At 69.7% G+C, this 15023-nt stretch carries 15 protein-coding genes and 2 pseudogenes; 4 read left to right on the top strand and 13 right to left on the bottom strand.

What is annotated here, in order from left to right; translation table 11 throughout:
• Positions 1-51 precede the first annotated feature (51 nt).
• The 10 genes from ACGH7X_RS00085 to ACGH7X_RS00040 form a co-directional block, all read right to left on the bottom strand.
• The gene (locus tag ACGH7X_RS00085) at positions 52-2247 is read right to left on the bottom strand and encodes an ADP-ribosyltransferase (RefSeq protein WP_399879977.1); all 2196 of its coding nucleotides are present in this window, start codon (positions 2245-2247) and stop codon (positions 52-54) included.
• Between the two features lie 96 nt (positions 2248-2343).
• Complete coding sequence (locus ACGH7X_RS00080; RefSeq protein ID WP_399879974.1) at positions 2344-2607, bottom strand: hypothetical protein; 264 nt, start codon at positions 2605-2607, stop codon at positions 2344-2346.
• A complete protein-coding gene (locus ACGH7X_RS00075; RefSeq protein ID WP_399879971.1) occupies positions 2571-3146 on the bottom strand; it encodes a hypothetical protein in 576 nt (191 codons plus the stop codon). The genes ACGH7X_RS00080 and ACGH7X_RS00075 overlap by 37 nt, the downstream gene beginning before the upstream one ends.
• 217 nt (positions 3147-3363) lie before the next feature.
• Positions 3364-4083: a phage minor head protein gene (locus tag ACGH7X_RS00070; RefSeq protein ID WP_399879968.1), complete on the bottom strand. Its 720-nt coding sequence runs from the start codon at positions 4081-4083 to the stop codon at positions 3364-3366.
• Positions 4073-4321 carry a hypothetical protein gene (locus ACGH7X_RS00065; protein ID WP_399879965.1) on the bottom strand — a complete coding sequence of 83 codons (249 nt, stop codon included), beginning with the start codon at positions 4319-4321 and terminating at the stop codon, positions 4073-4075. Before ACGH7X_RS00065 ends, ACGH7X_RS00070 begins: the two co-directional genes overlap by 11 nt.
• Positions 4305-4511, bottom strand: a complete 207-nt coding sequence (locus ACGH7X_RS00060; RefSeq protein WP_399879963.1) for a hypothetical protein — start codon at positions 4509-4511, stop codon at positions 4305-4307. The genes ACGH7X_RS00065 and ACGH7X_RS00060 overlap by 17 nt, the downstream gene beginning before the upstream one ends.
• Positions 4504-4866, bottom strand: a complete 363-nt coding sequence (locus ACGH7X_RS00055) for a hypothetical protein (RefSeq protein ID WP_399879960.1) — start codon at positions 4864-4866, stop codon at positions 4504-4506. The genes ACGH7X_RS00060 and ACGH7X_RS00055 overlap by 8 nt, the downstream gene beginning before the upstream one ends.
• Positions 4867-4872: 6 nt before the next feature.
• On the bottom strand, positions 4873-5100 hold the full coding sequence (locus ACGH7X_RS00050; protein ID WP_399879958.1) for a hypothetical protein: 228 nt from the start codon (positions 5098-5100) through the stop codon (positions 4873-4875).
• Entirely contained in the window at positions 5097-5249 is a 153-nt protein-coding gene (locus tag ACGH7X_RS00045; protein ID WP_399879955.1) for a hypothetical protein, read from the bottom strand. The genes ACGH7X_RS00050 and ACGH7X_RS00045 overlap by 4 nt, the downstream gene beginning before the upstream one ends.
• A gap of 446 nt (positions 5250-5695) precedes the next feature.
• A complete protein-coding gene (locus ACGH7X_RS00040) occupies positions 5696-6262 on the bottom strand; it encodes a TetR/AcrR family transcriptional regulator (RefSeq protein WP_399879952.1) in 567 nt (188 codons plus the stop codon).
• Between the two features lie 54 nt (positions 6263-6316).
• Here ACGH7X_RS00040 and ACGH7X_RS00035 point away from each other — a divergent pair, with 54 nt between their 5' ends.
• On the top strand, positions 6317-7546 hold the full coding sequence (locus tag ACGH7X_RS00035) for an FAD-dependent oxidoreductase (RefSeq protein WP_399879949.1): 1230 nt from the start codon (positions 6317-6319) through the stop codon (positions 7544-7546).
• A gap of 44 nt (positions 7547-7590) precedes the next feature.
• A complete protein-coding gene (locus ACGH7X_RS00030) occupies positions 7591-7914 on the top strand; it encodes a hypothetical protein (protein ID WP_399879947.1) in 324 nt (107 codons plus the stop codon).
• Between the two features lie 402 nt (positions 7915-8316).
• Here ACGH7X_RS00030 and ACGH7X_RS00025 read toward each other — a convergent pair whose 3' ends face one another.
• Positions 8317-10680, bottom strand: a complete 2364-nt coding sequence (locus tag ACGH7X_RS00025) for a dynamin family protein (RefSeq protein WP_399879944.1) — start codon at positions 10678-10680, stop codon at positions 8317-8319.
• A gap of 953 nt (positions 10681-11633) precedes the next feature.
• On the opposite strand from ACGH7X_RS00025, the pseudogene ACGH7X_RS00020 reads away from it, so the two are divergent.
• Positions 11634-11846, top strand: a pseudogene (locus ACGH7X_RS00020) (class I SAM-dependent methyltransferase); the annotation flags it as partial.
• 94 nt (positions 11847-11940) lie between these two features.
• Positions 11941-12438, top strand: a complete 498-nt coding sequence (locus ACGH7X_RS00015) for a hypothetical protein (protein WP_399897750.1) — start codon at positions 11941-11943, stop codon at positions 12436-12438.
• Here ACGH7X_RS00015 and istB read toward each other — a convergent pair.
• Complete coding sequence (gene istB / locus ACGH7X_RS00010; protein WP_399896661.1) at positions 12435-13226, bottom strand: IS21-like element helper ATPase IstB; 792 nt, start codon at positions 13224-13226, stop codon at positions 12435-12437. The genes ACGH7X_RS00015 and istB overlap by 4 nt on opposite strands.
• Before the next feature lie 99 nt (positions 13227-13325).
• Positions 13326-15023: pseudogene (locus tag ACGH7X_RS00005) on the bottom strand (Helicase associated domain protein); the annotation flags it as partial.

The following is a 15023-nucleotide window of genomic DNA, read 5'->3' as shown; positions in this document are numbered from 1 at the left end:
CGAGGGCGGTCATGGCTTCGACCTCGGCGCGGCGTTCGTCCTGGCGGCGGGTCACCGCGTCGGTGAGGAAGTCGACGAGGGGGCCGTTGGCGAGTGCTGCGGCGAGGGCCTCCGCAGTCCGGGCTGGTCAGCAGGGCCGTCCGTCGAACTGTCGGACGCCGTCCGGACGGCGTCTTGATGGCGTCCGGACGCCGCGTCCGCGACGGCCGCCGATGCAGTGAGGGCCAGGTTCGTGCGCTCCACCACCGCGGCGACGAGGAGCGGAGAGCTGTGCCCGGGTGTGGGCACCGACAGGACCGCGCGCAGCTCCCACTTGCCCCTCGAGCCCTGCCGCAGGTGGTAGCTCGGCTGACAGCCCTTGAAGACGCCGCGGTCCCAGTCCCCCATCTTCGGGTTGGCCGCGCCCGCGAACCACAACCCGTCCTCGGACATGCCGATCGTGACGATGCCCGCGACCGTGCGGGTGTCGTCCCAGAGGCAGGCGTCCGTCTCGCACTCGGCGCCGTCGCGGTGATGGCCCACGTTCATGGTGATCACGCCACACTTCACGGTGCTGCCGTCGTCCAGGGCGAACCGGGAGCGCAGGAAGTGCGTCAGGTCCAGCCCCAGCCGGGCGAGCTTCTCGATCGTCAGATTCTTGCCGGGGTAGCCGGCGTGCGGCACACCGGCCTGCGCGACCCAGCCGAAGATCCGGCCGCCTTCGACGTGCACGCCCTCACTGCCGGGCGGCAGTTCCTCCACGGTCGGCTCGCGGAACCACTCCACCGGCATGGGCGGCAGGTCCTGCATCTCCCGCCAGAACGACGCCACGACCTCGCTGTCCAGGTCCCCGTGCGCAACGGGTGCTGCTGACGCGGGGCGATCGATGACGAGGGTCTCGCGGTCCCACTCGGTCATGCGGTCCTCGAACTGACCGGAGGCCGCCGTGACCGTCTCTGCGCGGCCCGTGTGTGCCGCTGCGGCCATCCTGCCGTTGATGATCTCCACGTCGTAGACGGCCTGCTGCAACTCGTCCTTCGGCTCGTTCGCGGCCGTGACACGGAACTGAGTGCCCGGGGGCAGGATGAACTCCCCCTCGGCGTTGTCGGCGCCGACGCTGACGACGCTCAGGGCCTGCGTGCCTTCCGGTGCTGTGATGCGGAACAGGGAGCCGCCGACGCCCGTCATCGAGCTGGCCACGTCCTCGTCCTCGGACGTGCCGGAGAAGCCCTTGTCGTGGAACACGTCGCCCGCCTCGAGGCCGAGACGTAGCTGGCGGGTGCCTCGGTACAGGGTCGTCTCCGCCGCGAACGGCTCCTGAATTGAGATCAGGTCTTCCAGGGCGGTGATCTGGTGGCGGGTCTCGTCCAGCGTGGCCCGCTGCGGCTCGGCTCCAGACCGGAGCAGGCTGTTCATGTCCCGGTAGGCGCGGCCCTGGTAGTCGAGCATGGTGTCTTCGTGCTGTGCCTCGGTGAACCGGTTGCTGCCGAGCCAGCCGCCGCGCGAGTGCTGGGTCAGGCGTACGTCCCGGGCGTTCCGGCCGCTCGGGTGGTACTTGCGGTAGCTGGGCCTCCCCTTCGTGCCGTGGAACTTGTCCTCGGCGATGTGGGCACTGGCGGTGGTGTCCGCGGCGTGGCCTTCGGGCATGGTCGAGGGGCCGCAGTACAGGCCCGGCGAGAGGCGGACGATCCGGCCGTCCTTCGCTGCGCCGCTGAGGTGCCCGCGTGCGGTGCTCATGGCGATGCCGAGGGCGCGGGACACGTCGCGGGCGCCGACTGCGACGGGGGACGTGCACACGTAGACGACCAGGCGGTCCCTGGTCTCGCCGGCCGCGGTGAGGACGGTTGCCGGTGCGGCGGCCGCGGTCTCGTCCAGCGGGTCGAGGACGATCCGGGCGTTCTTGAATGCCGGCATCGACACCAGCGTGGCGCCGCGCAGTCGGGCGCGGGTGATGCGTACCAGGATCTCGCCGGACTTCTGCTCGTGGAGGACGAGGCCGCTGTCGGCGTCGCCGGCGGCGGCGGTGAGGACGCCGGTACCGGCGAAGGCCTTGCGGATGGCGCCGGCGGTGACGATGCCCCCGGGGCTGGTGAACCGCTGGAGGTCGTAGCGGGAGCGGGAGAACACGCCGTCCGAGGCGGTCCATTCGGCTCGGGTCGAGGCGGAGAGCATCACGGAGCCGTCTTCCATGTGCATCACGGAGGCGTGCGGCAGCTTGGCCGAGGCGAACAGCCACTCGGCGTCTTCCGGGCTGAGGGTCTTGTCCACGAGCTCCAGGTCGACGTCGTCGAGGTCGACGCTGATACCGAGCGGGGCGCCTTCGTCGAGGAGCTGGATGGCGTCGGCGCCGGCTGGTCTGGTCGCTTACAGCGGACCCTGGGCGGTGATGCGTTTGCCGTCCCGTTTCACCGTGGTGATGGCGCCAGCGAGTTCGGCACCCTGGTGGCCCATGAGCATCTCGTCGGCGTACTGAAGTGGCATCGGGCTGCGGTCCCACTTCAGGGCGCCCTTCTTGAAGATCCGGCCGTCACCGGTCTCTTCGTTCTCGAAGGCGATTGCTGTGTCGTCGGGGGTCGACCAGGTGCGGACCGTCAGCGACGCGGCGGCCTGGAGATCTTCGTCAGGCATGGGTTCTTCCTCCTCCTGGGGGCCGAGGGGAACGTCGATGTGGTCGCTTCCGAAGGCGAGGCGGATGCGGTCGAAGGTGATGTCGCCGAGACGGTCGACCAGTTCGGGCAGCCGGTCCTGGGCTGCGCTGTACTGGGCGCACACGTGCGGTACCCACGCGGGGAGTGCTGCACGGGCAGTTCGGGCCGGTCCTGGGTGTTGTCCAGGACGCTGGTGACGAGGCGGCGGACCTGTTCCAGGGTCGGCATGCCGTCGGGCCGGTCGCGGCTGTCACCGACGGCCCACACCCACGACGGGCTGTCGGTGTGCGGGTTCCAGTGGTTCACGCCGAACGCGGTGGCAGTGAAGGGGCCCTCGAGTTCGGCCACGGCCGCGCGCACGCCCTCGGCCAGCTCTGTGCGCCGCTCGTCGGTCCAGGAGTCGCCGTCGTCGCCGAGGAAGTACAGGGTCAGGTGCAGCTCCTCGGCTGCTTCCCCTCCGTCGAGTGCCAGGCGGGCCGCGTCGTCGGGGGTGGGCATGAGGGCGATCATTCCGCCCATGAGGTGTCCTCCGTTCGCTGCTGCGGTCGCCTGTGCGCCGGCGAAAGCCGTGGCCCGTTTGTCGATCGGGACGTGCTCGGGGGGGCAGGTCATCCGCTCTTCGGTGATGCTGTCTTCCGAGGCCGACGGCACCACCCGAGAAGCGGAGGTGACGGTGACGGTTTCGGGGTGCACCGCCAACACGCACCGGCAGTTCACGACCTGCCCGGCCGGGGCGTCAGGGTCGTGGGGGGGCGTCCATCTTGAAGCCGCCCGCGGTGAACTGCTCGTCGAGCAGCCGGATGGTGCCGTTGACGTCGGCATGGTCCTCGCGCACGCGGTCGTCGCGGCGGGTGATCCACTGCTTCACGATCGGAGCCGGCTGCCCGGTGGCGTCGCGTGCAGCGCCGAGGGTGGCCGTGTTCCAGGCCCAGCCGGCTTCGGTACGGGCGATGCGTTCCTCGCGTACCTCGCCGAGCTGGGCGCCCTCGCGGTCGAAACGCGCACGCAGCCGGGCGCGGAGCTGCTCCATGTCCTCGCCAGCGTCGACGCCTGCGGCGAGTTCCTCACGGGCGGCCTCGGCGAGCCGGTCACCGACCGCGCGCAGCAGGTGCTCGGTGACGGTGACGTACTCGCTCATCGCCGGGGGCAGGTCCCGGCCGTCCTTGTCCCGTCCGGGGAGGTCTTTCCACTCCGGAGGCAGCTCCGCGTCTGCGGCCTCGGCGGTGTGCTCGGCGGCCTGCTCCGAGATCCGCAGGAGACGCCGCACGATGCGCGGCATCCGGTCCGTGAACATGCGGGCGATCCGGGACACCGAGAACCTGGCGGCGACGATTTCGGTGGCGTCGTCCAGCCCGGCGGCGAACTCGTCCGCGACTTCGCGCAGTACCGCGCTGACTTCCGCGGCGACGTCTTCCTCGGCCTGCTCCAGGAGGGCCAGCAGTTCCTCATCGTCCATGGGCGGTCTCCTGCCCTTCGCGGCTGGGATGGGCCACTCGGTCCGGTGCCTTGGCGTCGGCGTCGTCGTGCAGCTCGTTGTCGCGTGTGCGCCAGGCGAGGAGTTCCTCCCAAAGCTCTCGCCCGGGGCAGCGGGAGCACCAGCCGTGCACGCGGTGCCCGGCCCGGGAGTGGCCGGGTGGGGCAACGTGCACCTTGGGCGGCTTCTCGATCGTCAGCTCGTCAGTCGCGTCGCACACTGCTGGTCTCCTGGGGGATGTTGGGGCAGGGGTCGATGCGGGCGATGTGCAACGTGGCGGGCCCGCCCGTCACGAGCGGCCCGTCGGGGCCGTCCAGGGTGAAGCTGGTGACGTCGAGGGGGCGGACCTCAAGGACCTGGAGGCCCCCGCAGCCGGGGCAGAGGACGAGGTCGTGACGGCAGTCAGGCACTGGTGGCCTCCTGGAACTTCTCGCAGGCGAAGCAGAATGCGAACCGGCCGACCCGGTGCACGGCGGCCTTGGTCGTCACAAGGAAGGTCGCATCGAGGACCGCGTCGTCGCTGCCGCACGTCGGGCAGGTGTACGTGCGGGTGCTGACGTTGCCGACCAGCGGCATGGAGACATCGCCCTGGCCGGCCTCCTCGACGGTCCGGGCTGGCGCCGAACCCAGCTGGGCGGTCTCGTAGCGTGCCTGCTCGTGGACCTGCCAGGCGGCCAGCTCCTCGGCGACGGTCGGCCCTGGCAGTGCGAGCAGTAACCGTGCACCCGATGTGAGGGGATCGAATGGCCGAGAGGGGCCGTCCACATGAGGTCAGCCACGGGTGGCTTCCTGGTCGTCGTCCTCGTCGCCGCAGATCTCGCAGGCGGTCCAGGTGCCGACGACGGATACCCCGCCGGGGGTGAGCAAGAGGATGTTCCCGGTGAGCCGGGTCCACGCCTTGCAGGTGGGGCACCAGTCCTCGCGGGCAGGGCCGGGGATGACGTGCACGGTCAGGGGCGGTGTGTCGGCCACGGGGCTGCCCTCTCGCCGGGGGGTCATGCCGCCAGCCCCACGCAGGAGGTGACGACGGCGGGCACCACGTCGTAGGAGTGCTCGACGCCGGCGGCGATGAGTTCCCGGGCGTATGCGTCGAGAGCTGCGGTGAGGCAGGTCGCTTCGAGGCCGTACCGGTCGGCGATCTCGGGCACACGGACCCATGCCCCGTCGAGGAGCCGGTACTGCTCGACTTGGCTCGCCTCGACCTTCAGCGCGGTGTGGAGGGCTGCGGCCTGGATTTCTCGTGCTCGGGCGCGCTCCGAGCGTGGGCAGGTCGGTGTCCGCAGCAGCTTGTCTCCGACGGAGGAGAGCGCGGCCCAGATTAGGCCGTCGGCGGCGGCGAGTAGTCCGTCGGTGGGGGGCCGACCGGGCGGAGGCGGGCAGGCTGTCGGGTTCGTCCTGCGTCTCGTCGACGGGGAGGTCGGGGCGGGGCGCGTCCGGCTGCTTCTGGTCGTCTTGCTCGGTACCCTCGTCGGCGGGCGGCTTGTTGCGGCCGGCTTCTTCTTCGGCGGTGGGGGCATCGGACTCGTCGAAGCCGGTTTCTCGGCGCAGGGCTCCGGCGGAGATGACCCCTCGGTCGTACGCCTGGAGGGCGGTCTCACTGCGGTTGGTCCGTACGCGCAGGCTGGACGTGTCGTACCAGACGAGCCACCGGTGCCAGTCTTCGACGCCTTCGGCCTGGAGGAGGGGCCGCAGCCACTGCTGCGTGAGGGCGTGAGCGACGGTCTGGAGCTTGGGCTCGATGCCCATCCGGATGGCCTCTGAGGTGAGCATCCAGGCCCCCCAGCGTGGTCTCGGTCACGGCGAGGCTGTTCGGGCCCAGGGCCGGGCGGCCGCCGAGCAGGTCGGCCAGCCATTCGTGACGGAGAGCGGCCTGCCTGGTGCGATGGGCGAGGATGCGCAGCGCCTCTCGCCAGTCACCGGGCTGCTCCTCGGGGAGAATCTCGGCCTGGACCTCGTCCATCATGAGGTCGAACAGCTCCTCCTTGGTGGAGATGTACCTGTACAGCCGCATCGGGCCGGCGTTCAGCCGGGCGGCCACCTTGCGCAACGACACCGCTTCCAGCCCGCCCTCGTCGGCCAGCGCGATCGCGGCGGCGACAATCCGCTCCCGGTCGAGCGGCACGGGGTGAGTCGGCGGCTCCGGCCGGTCCCACACAGTCATAGGTGACACCGTACCGTTGCGATGCATCGTAGACGAGCAATACGGTGTATCAACATGAGACCCCGTATTGCAGTGGTCGGGAGCGGTCCCGCCGGGCTTGCCTTCGCCCGCGTCATGCACCGTCACGGCCACCCCGTCACCGTCCTCGAACGCGATGCCTCCCGCGACGCCCGTCCCCCGGGCGGCACGCTGGACCTGCACGAAGGGCTGGGCCAGCTGGCGCTCAAGAAGGCGGGGCTGCTCGCAAGGTTCCGGGCCCTGTCCCGTCCCGAGGGGCAGGCCATGCGCATCCTGGACACGGACGGGACCGTCCTGCGTGACTGGCGTCCCCGCCCGGACGAGCAGGCCAATCCCGAGATCGACCGCGGGCAGCTCCGTGACCTGTTGCTCGGCCCTTTGGACGTTCAGTGGGGGCGGGCCGTGACGAAGGTGGTGCCCGACAGCCCCGGCGGCGTCCTGGTCCACTGCGCGGACGGCCGGCAGGAATCCTACGACCTCGTGATCGGCGCGGACGGCGGCTGGTCCCGGGTCCGTGCCGCGGTCTCGACCGCGACACCGCAGTACACCGGCGTCACCACGGTCGAGACCTCTCTGGACGACATCGACACCCGCCACCCCGGCCTCGCCCGACTGGTCGGCGACGGCTCCGTGGCCGTCTACGGCGTGAACCGGGCACTGGTCGCCCAGCGCAGCAGCGGCGGCCACGTCAAGGTCTACGCCCGGTTCCGCGGGCCGGAGGACTGGCACACGGGCCCGGACTGGCACACCGGCCTGGACTGGCACACGGGCCCGGACGGCCACGCGGACCGGGACCAGCACGCGGACCGGGACCTGAGCCCCACCGGCGCCGGGAAGCAGGCCGAGACCGAGGCCGTGCGCTCAAGTCTGCTGGCCCAGTTCGACGGCTGGGCGGCCCCCGTCCTGGACCTCCTGCGCCACGGCACGGCCTTCGTCCCCCGCCCCCTGTACGTCCTGCCCGTGGCCCACACCTGGACCCACGTTCCCGGGGTGACTCTCCTGGGCGACGCCGCCCATCTCATGCCCCCGCTGGGAGCGGGCGCGAACCTCGCGATGCTCGACGGCGCCGAACTCGCCGAGTCCATCGCGGCCGCCCCCGGACCCGGTTCCGGGCCCGGGGACCTGGACAGGACCGTCCGCGCCTTCGAGGAAAAGATGTGGGCACGCGCCGGCAAGTGGGCGAGCATCACAACAGCCGGTCTGGAACGCCTCGTGAGCCCGGACCCCTCACAGGCCCTCGCCCTCTTCGACGAGGTCCAGCCCTGACGAGGTCCGGCCCCTTCTGACTGTTTCAGCGGCCACTACGCAGAGTGGCCGCTGAAACAGCCAGGCGCGAGAGCACGGCGCGCCCGGTGCACCCGCTCCTCGCCCAACTCGTCCTCCAGGACGACGCCGGCTCCGGTGCACCCACCAGCTCCGTTGACCTCGATCTCGGCCGTTACCGCAGGCGAACGCGCCGGTCTCTGCTGGCCGCGGTGGCTGTCGAATCGCTGGGCACGGGCGTGTATCTCCCGCCGGCCGTGCTGTACTTCCTGAAGGGCACCCAGCTGGATCTGGGGACCATCGGGCTCCTGGTCGGCACGGGCACCGCAGTGACTCCGCCTGGCTCTCCTGGACAGCCTCCCGTGACCTGAGTCGGTGCACTGGAGGAAACGCAGCGTGGCCCGCCTGGGCGGGCGGTGCCGCTGACCAAAGGCCAACGGGGTCGGGTGCGGCTCTTCTGCAGGGACCGACCCGCTCCGGGCAGCGGTGCGCAGGATGTGCTCGGTGTGACTGCCGGCGGCGGTCGAGTACCTCAAAGTGGCCTGACCGCTCTTCGTGGTCCCAGGGCACGGCCCGGGCGGCCGCGGGGGATGTGCCGTTCTTCGCCCCGGGCCCCCCGGGGCGATGCGCGCTCATACGCGTCGGCGCTTGTTCCCGTGGCCCGGCCATGCCACAGATGACAGATCACGGGCGCAGCCTGGGGCGCGCTCGCGACGCCTGCTCGGGACTCGGCCCGGGCCGGGCTCCGTCGCGACGCGCATGCCGCAGCCGGGTCAGAGGAACTCCGAAGCCCGGAGGGACTCGACGAGGATGCCGGCTTCGGCGCACAGCGGTTCGAGCTGGTCGATGAGTTCCTGCCGGACCTGGTTTTCTGGGTTCGTGATGCGCTCGCTGATGCGGTCGCGGGACTGTTCGAGCTGCTCCCGGTACTGCGCCAGATTGTCCATCAGATGATCGACGACATCGGTGCCCTGAACACCCGTTGCCAGCATGAACTGCTCCTTGATCGCGGCGGCTTCGGTGTCCAACGCGCCGATCCACTCGTCCTGGAGGACATGCAGGGAACTGATCCGGCCCTTGCGGCGCTGAACACCGAGGAAGACCAGAGCGGCGACCCCGGCGACCAGGCCGGCAGGCGGGAAGAGTGTGCCGGCCGCGGCCAGACCGTACAGCCAGCCCCCGCTGGCTGCGACGGGTGTGACGATGCCGACCAGCGCCGCTGCCCGCTGCACCACGTCGTGGCGGGTGGTCGAACGCGGGCTCTGCTGGGGAAGCGAGAGGCTGTTCACGTCAAGAGTGAAGTCCGGAAGCCGTCCCGCGAGATCCTTGTCGCCGAAGACCTGGTCCACCGCCTGGACCAGGTCCTTCCTGAAGTTCTCGAACTCCTCGGTCCACAGCGTCGCCGGACCGGCAGGTTCCTCGATCCAGGTACGCAGCGTCTGGGCCTTCGACACCTGAACCTGGTTCGCCTTGGTGGGCCTGTTGAGGTCCGTGGCCCTGATGACATCGTCCAGCTCGGCGTGGAGATGGGCGGGCAGCCGGGTGAAGGGGCGAACGGTCCGCGCGATGCGGTTGTGGAGTTTGCGCTCAAGATCCTCGCGCATGCGCGGCAATGCGGAATCGAGGAGCTCCAGTCGTTGCCGCTCACTCTTCAGCAACTCCTTGAGCTCGTCGATCTCAAGGCGTTCGTCGCGCAGCCGCACGGCAAGCGCCTGGTGCCGCGGGGCCATCAGGGTCCGGGCCTCCGCCGCCACCGCAGCGATGTGCCGGGCGCCGGTCCCGGTACTGATCAGGTCCTCGATCGCCTGGCGCAATGTCTCCATGCGGCTTCCGGCACGCTGCCGCTGTGCTGCGGCCTCCGCTCCCTGTCCGCTGAGTTTGTCCGCACGTGCTTCCAGGGCCGGGGAGACGGGCAGGAAGCCTTCACCGATGAAGCCGAGATCCGGCTGGCCGTTCGCCAGCGTGAAATTGTCCCGCAGGTATGTGTTGTTGCGGGCGATCGTCGCCTTCCACTCCGGGACGTTCCGGAGGTCGAGATTGGCTGCCGCGTCGATGGCGGTGACCACCCACACCACCCGCTTGCCCGACAACAGGTAGTGGTCGTACAGGAACCGGATCAGATCAAGGTCACGTTCCGAGAGGGTGCGGCTGGCATGCGACACATACATGAAGCAGTCCGCGTCGGCCATCGCCGTCCGGACGATCATGTCATGGACCGGATTCGGGGAACCGTAGCCGGGCAGGTCGTAGAGCTTCGCCGGAAGCTTGGCGCCGGCGAGCATGATCTCGAGTTCGGCCACCTCACGTCCGCGGTGAGGCCTGAGCCGGTCGGTCACGTCCGCTTCCTGCATCGCATACGCCGCAACGACAGAGGGCGCCGGGGAATTTCCCACCTCCTCCCACCCGTCCTCACCGGAATCCGTGAAACGCACCCGCAGATAACCGGTGCCCCCGGCGTCGACGCTGGACTGGTCCTCCACCGGGACCACACTGGCGGGACACGCAGTGGTGGGAACGGGAGACGAAGGCAGCAGGCCCACGAACTTGTCCGCCGTGTGACCGTCGGCGGTCGCTACCTCGACCAGCTCAAGCCCGCCCTGCAGGCCACTGAGAAGGAAGCTCTTGCCCGACGAGAAAGCACCCAGCAGCGCCACGTTGATGAGGGCCGAGGCCGCACGTGTCCTCAGCCGAGTCATCGTGCCCGCGTCGCCGAGGACCTCCTGCGGCCACTGCACCGGAGTCTCGGGAGCGGCCGACGCGGCGCGAAGCCACACCTCGCACCGATCGAGAACAGCGCGCAACTCGTCGCGTACTTCGTCTACGTCCCTCGGCACAGTCACGGCACAGGTATAACCCAGGCCGGCGAGGCAGCGTGAGCGTTCACAAGATTCCCCCGGCACAGCGCGGGCGCAGACAGGTACGTGATTGCGCAAGAGGTGCGCCACCCTGGCCGCGTGCTGGTGATTCCGCGCACCATTGCCCTTCGTGACCGGACGACGGATCGTCGTGTCCCAGCGTGCGGTCCTGCCGGACGGCAGGATCCCGTGACCGGAGAAGCTCGAGCAGGGAAGCCGCCGCGCGGGAAAGGAACTGTGAACCGCCCACTCAGGGAGCCGGCCGGACACCTGGCCGAGCATGTGCCATGTCCTGCCCCTGACCCCATCGACATACTGCTACGGCGCCGGACAGCGTCGCTGGGGACAGCCCGCCGGGCGGCCGCCGCACGGCCCGCCGCCCGGACACACACCGTCCACCGGGCCCCGGACCGCACCTACGGCGCCCCGAGGACCACCGCCGAACTCCGCGACGGAGGGCGAGACGGTCAACCACAAACGCGTCACCCGGATCATGAGCGCCATCGGGCCGGCCCGGCTTCGCCTGCGCCCGACAGCAGCAGCCCCCCTTGACACAGGACGCCAGACCCCCCGGGTACAGCGACGCGACCCGCAGACCCCCTGCCCTGCGATCAGGGACACATACGGCCGGCCGGCCACCCCGAAACCACGTCCACCACCGGCCCATGACCAAGCACCGCAGAAAGCGGCAATGAAGCCGCCCAATCCGTTCCGGCAGCGCCAAAAACCGAGACAGGAACACCCGGACCCGAGCAACATGGCCCACCCTGCGCACCGAGCTCAAGCTACGCACCCACCGCTCGACCGTACGTTGCCCCGCCACCGTGCCGAGCACCGACGGCGTACTGCCGGCCGCCGACGACACCCAGGGCAACGTAATGATGCCGGACGCCATCTAGGCCTCGTGGGGTGATGAGGAGACGTATGACTGGCTGCATAGCTCTCAACGAGTGTCGTTTGTCGATGAGTTCGGATGTCCTCCGAGGGCCCGCGAGGCTTGGAATATCGGTGAGTTTCGATGTCACTCGGACGCTCTGGCAAGGCATCCGGAGACCGCGGAGAGCATTCTCCCGGCGCGAAGCGCCGAGGCGTCGTAGACATGGCTGGGCAGCACGTGACCTTGGGGGAGGCATGCGCTGCCCTCAGGTTGTCCGGGTTCTGTCTCAGGTTCAGCGGATAGCGATCATCGGGTGCGAGAGGTTCCCGGCGTGGCGGATGCCCGGCAGGGTGGAGACATGACTGTGGGATTCAGTGGCGCAGTGGCCGAGTACTACGCAGAGTTCCGGCGCGGGTACCCCTCCGAGGTTTTCGACGCATTGCAGGAAGTCTTCGAGTTGTCGGAAGCCGACGTCGTACTCGACTTGGGGTGTGGCACTGGCCAGCTTGCCCTTCCTTTCGCTTCCCGGGTTCGTTCCGTGGTGGGAGTGGACCCCGAGCCGGACATGCTGCGGCTGGCCAGCGTTGCAGCCGGCGACCAGGGAATCAGGAACGCGACCTGGATCCTTGGCTCCGACACTCGACGTTCCGGCGCTTGGAGCCCTGATGGGAGAGCGGTCGCTGGCACTGACGGTGATCGGACAGGCTCTTCACTGGATGCAGCACGAAGAACTCTTCCGTGCTGTGTCGCCGCTGCTCCGCGTAGGCGGAGGTATCGCGGTGATTTCGAACGGAACGCCGCTGTGGCTGCAGGACAGTGCATGGTCTCGAGCTCTGTGTGGCTGTCTGGAAGAGTGGTTGGGAATCACGCTGGAAGCGTCCTGCGGCACCAGCAGCCGCGACCGGCTGAGGTATGCGCAGGCGCTGGAGTCCGCGGGCTTCGTCGATGTGCGGGAGATCGTAGTCGAATACAGCGGTGAACTGACCTTCGATCAGCTGTTCGGCGGCGTCTGCTCAGCAATTCCCGCCGACCAGTTGCCCGGGCCGGACGAACGCGCTGTCTTCGCCGAACGTATCCGGCAAGCGCTCCCCGCGGACGAGCGGTTCACCGAGCACGTGAGGGTGTCCACGCTGGTGGGACGTGTCGGGGTCGTCGATGCTTAGCCAGTTGTCGCACCGGCCCGTGCCCGGGTCTGTGCGAGGCGGTAGGAGTCTGTGCCGGTCTCGATGATGGCCGCGTCGAAGGTGAGCCGGTCGACGATGGCCGTGCAGAGCCTCGGATCACTGAACGTCTTCGTCCAGCCGCCGAAGCTCTCGTTGGAGGCGATGGCGACGCTGTTCTTCTCCTCGCGCTCGGTCAGGACCTGGAACAGCAGCTCGGCGCCCCTGCGATCAAGCTCCATGTAGCCTAATTCGTCAATACAGAGGAGATCGACACGTCCGTAGCGGGCGATCGTCTTGGTCAGCAGCCGCTCGTCGGCCGCCTCGACGAGTTCGTTCACCAGTTTGGTGGCGAGGGTGTAGCGGACGCGGTAGCCCTTCATCGCGGCCTCCGTGCCCAGCGCGATCAGCAGATGCGATTTCCCGGTGCCCGAGTCGCCGATCAGACAGAGCGGCTGTCCCTTCCTGACCCACTCGCAGGTCGCGAGGGTGTTGATCGCGGCGGCGTCGACGTTGGGATTCGCGTCGAAGTCGAACGCCCGCAGTGACTTCTCGCGCGGAAACGCGGCGGCCTTGATCCGCCGTTCCGAGCGGCGGCGGGCCCGGTCGTCACACTCGGCCAGCAGCAGTTCGGCGAGGAAGCCCTTGTAGGACATCTGATCGCGCTTCGCGGCCTCGGCGAGGTCGGGGAACTGGCCCCGGATGGTGGGCAGCCGCAGCATCCGGCATGCCTGGTCGATGGCGGTGTCGGCGGCTTGTTCGGTCAGGCCGTGATGGCGTTGGGCACTCACGTCGCTTCTCCCTCGGTGGCAGGGGCACCGCCTGGGCGGCGGTGTCGTAGCAGCTGGTCGTAGGGGGCCACCGAAGGCAGCGGCCGTGTGTCGGCCGGCAGGCCAGTCCCAGTCCGGGTCGATCTCCGTCAGCTGCTGCGCGCGTGCGGCGGCCCGCTGCGGGTCCTTGCCCAGGCCGTCCTTCCGGCGCAGGTTCGCCATGTGCTGGCCGACGGGCACCATCGCCTCGCCCTCTCCCCACACGGCGTCCTGGCGTGGCGCGAGGTGTCCCGTGGCCCGCCGGTAGGACCGGAGCGCGGCGAGCTTGTTCTCCCAGGCTTCCTCGCCCGGCTCCCAGACCATCCCGGCCTCGGGTGCGTCCAGCAGCGTCTTGCGCCGCTCCTCCAGCTCCCCGGCCCGCAGCGCCTTGCGCTGCTGATGCACCCACCGGCCAAGCGGGAACGCCTTCGTCGCCCCGACTTCGACCTCGACGTCGTAGGGAACGGCGTAGAGGCCGGTGATCTCGTTCTCCTTCCGCCACCGGAGCAGTCCCTGGTAGCCCTCCAGCCACACCAGGGACTCCGGCCGGTAGACCCGGGTCCGGAGGAACGCCGCGATGGTCGCGGCGTCGCGCGGGCTGGAGAAGTGGAGCAGGGCGGCTTCGGCGGCGGCCTGGTTGTCGTCCTCCTCCTGGTCCTCGCCGTCGCCTGCGCCGCCGGCCCGACGATCTGTCCGTCCTCGTCACGCTTGACGTGGACTGTGCGCTTGCCGCTCGTGAGCGCACGGGAAGCGAGCTGCTCAACAAGTCGATCATCATGCGAGCGGAGCCCCTGGAGGACCGCTACAAGGGGACGGAAGCTGGCACTGGCGACCATGTCCTGCGGGTCCTCGCCGGGCTCCAGGAAGACCGGCACGATGATCCTGGCGACCTTGGTGGAGCCGTCGCGGTTGAGCCGGAGGGCCCGGCCGATGTTCTGGACGATCTCGACCTGGGAGCCGCGGGTGTCGGCGAAGCAGATCGAGTCGACTCCCCGCTCGCCGGTGATGTCCACGCCCTCACCGAGCACACGAACCGAGGCGAGGAAGGCGCGGTGCACCCGGCGCCCGGCGGCGTTGATGCTTGGCGAACTGGCGCAGCACCTCCCGCCGTTCGGCAACGAGGTGGTCTCCGCACAGCCACGCCGACCACACCCGGTCCGGCGGGACGTGGCGGCCGGCCTCCAGCTCGTAGAACTCCGCGTCGATCGACGACTTCGGCAGCTTGTCGGCGGCGGCCAGATCGGCGTCGGAGGCGTCGTTCAGGTACAGCGCGGCAGCCGAATCGGGCAGCATGTCCGCGAACGCTCGGGCCTCTTCGACCTTCTGGTGGAACGTCATGACCGTACGCAGGTTGTACGCCGCCGCGTGCTCCAGGAGCGCGGTCTGCAGGAGCGCCAGGCGCCGGCCCCGCTGCGCCTCCTCCGACTCCCCGAGGACCGGCGAGGGATCGCGGATCTCCAGCACGTCGATCTCGAACCCGGCAAGGATCTCCCGCTCGATCGCCTCGCTCAGACCCAGCTCCGCGAGCCAGGCGCCGTACGTGCCGTCCGGGTCGTCGGCCATGGTCGCGATCTCCGCCTCCTGGCCGTCCGCACCTTTCTGCGGGCGAGCCGCGGCGAGGATGCGCGGTGTGGCGGTCAGGTACAGCCGGAAGTCCGCCGGGATGCGGGCGTTGTCGTGGATCGCGGCCCACGGACGGCCAAGATCACCGGCGGTGCCGTGGGCCTCATCCACGATCGCGAGCGAAAAACCGTCCATGCGCTGGCCGTAGAGCCGCTC

This window comes from Streptomyces sp. BBFR51, assembly GCF_044591655.1.
GTDB lineage: Bacteria > Actinomycetota > Actinomycetes > Streptomycetales > Streptomycetaceae > Streptomyces.
This window is presented reverse-complemented; position numbering and strand designations above follow the sequence as displayed.

Excerpts from the sequence above, each read along its gene's own strand:
- ACGH7X_RS00070 (WP_399879968.1), bottom strand. The coding sequence starts at position 4,083 with ATGGACGATGAGGAACTGCTGGCCCTCCTGGAGCAGGCCGAGGAAGAC.
- ACGH7X_RS00035 (WP_399879949.1), top strand. The coding sequence starts at position 6,317 with ATGAGACCCCGTATTGCAGTGGTCGGGAGCGGTCCCGCCGGGCTTGCC.
- ACGH7X_RS00080 (WP_399879974.1), bottom strand. The coding sequence starts at position 2,607 with ATGCCTGACGAAGATCTCCAGGCCGCCGCGTCGCTGACGGTCCGCACC.
- ACGH7X_RS00050 (WP_399879958.1), bottom strand. The coding sequence starts at position 5,100 with ATGACCCCCCGGCGAGAGGGCAGCCCCGTGGCCGACACACCGCCCCTG.
- ACGH7X_RS00025 (WP_399879944.1), bottom strand. The coding sequence starts at position 10,680 with ATGCTCGGCCAGGTGTCCGGCCGGCTCCCTGAGTGGGCGGTTCACAGT.
- ACGH7X_RS00040 (WP_399879952.1), bottom strand. The coding sequence starts at position 6,262 with ATGACTGTGTGGGACCGGCCGGAGCCGCCGACTCACCCCGTGCCGCTC.
- ACGH7X_RS00015 (WP_399897750.1), top strand. The coding sequence starts at position 11,941 with ATGGGAGAGCGGTCGCTGGCACTGACGGTGATCGGACAGGCTCTTCAC.
- ACGH7X_RS00075 (WP_399879971.1), bottom strand. The coding sequence starts at position 3,146 with ATGGGCGGAATGATCGCCCTCATGCCCACCCCCGACGACGCGGCCCGC.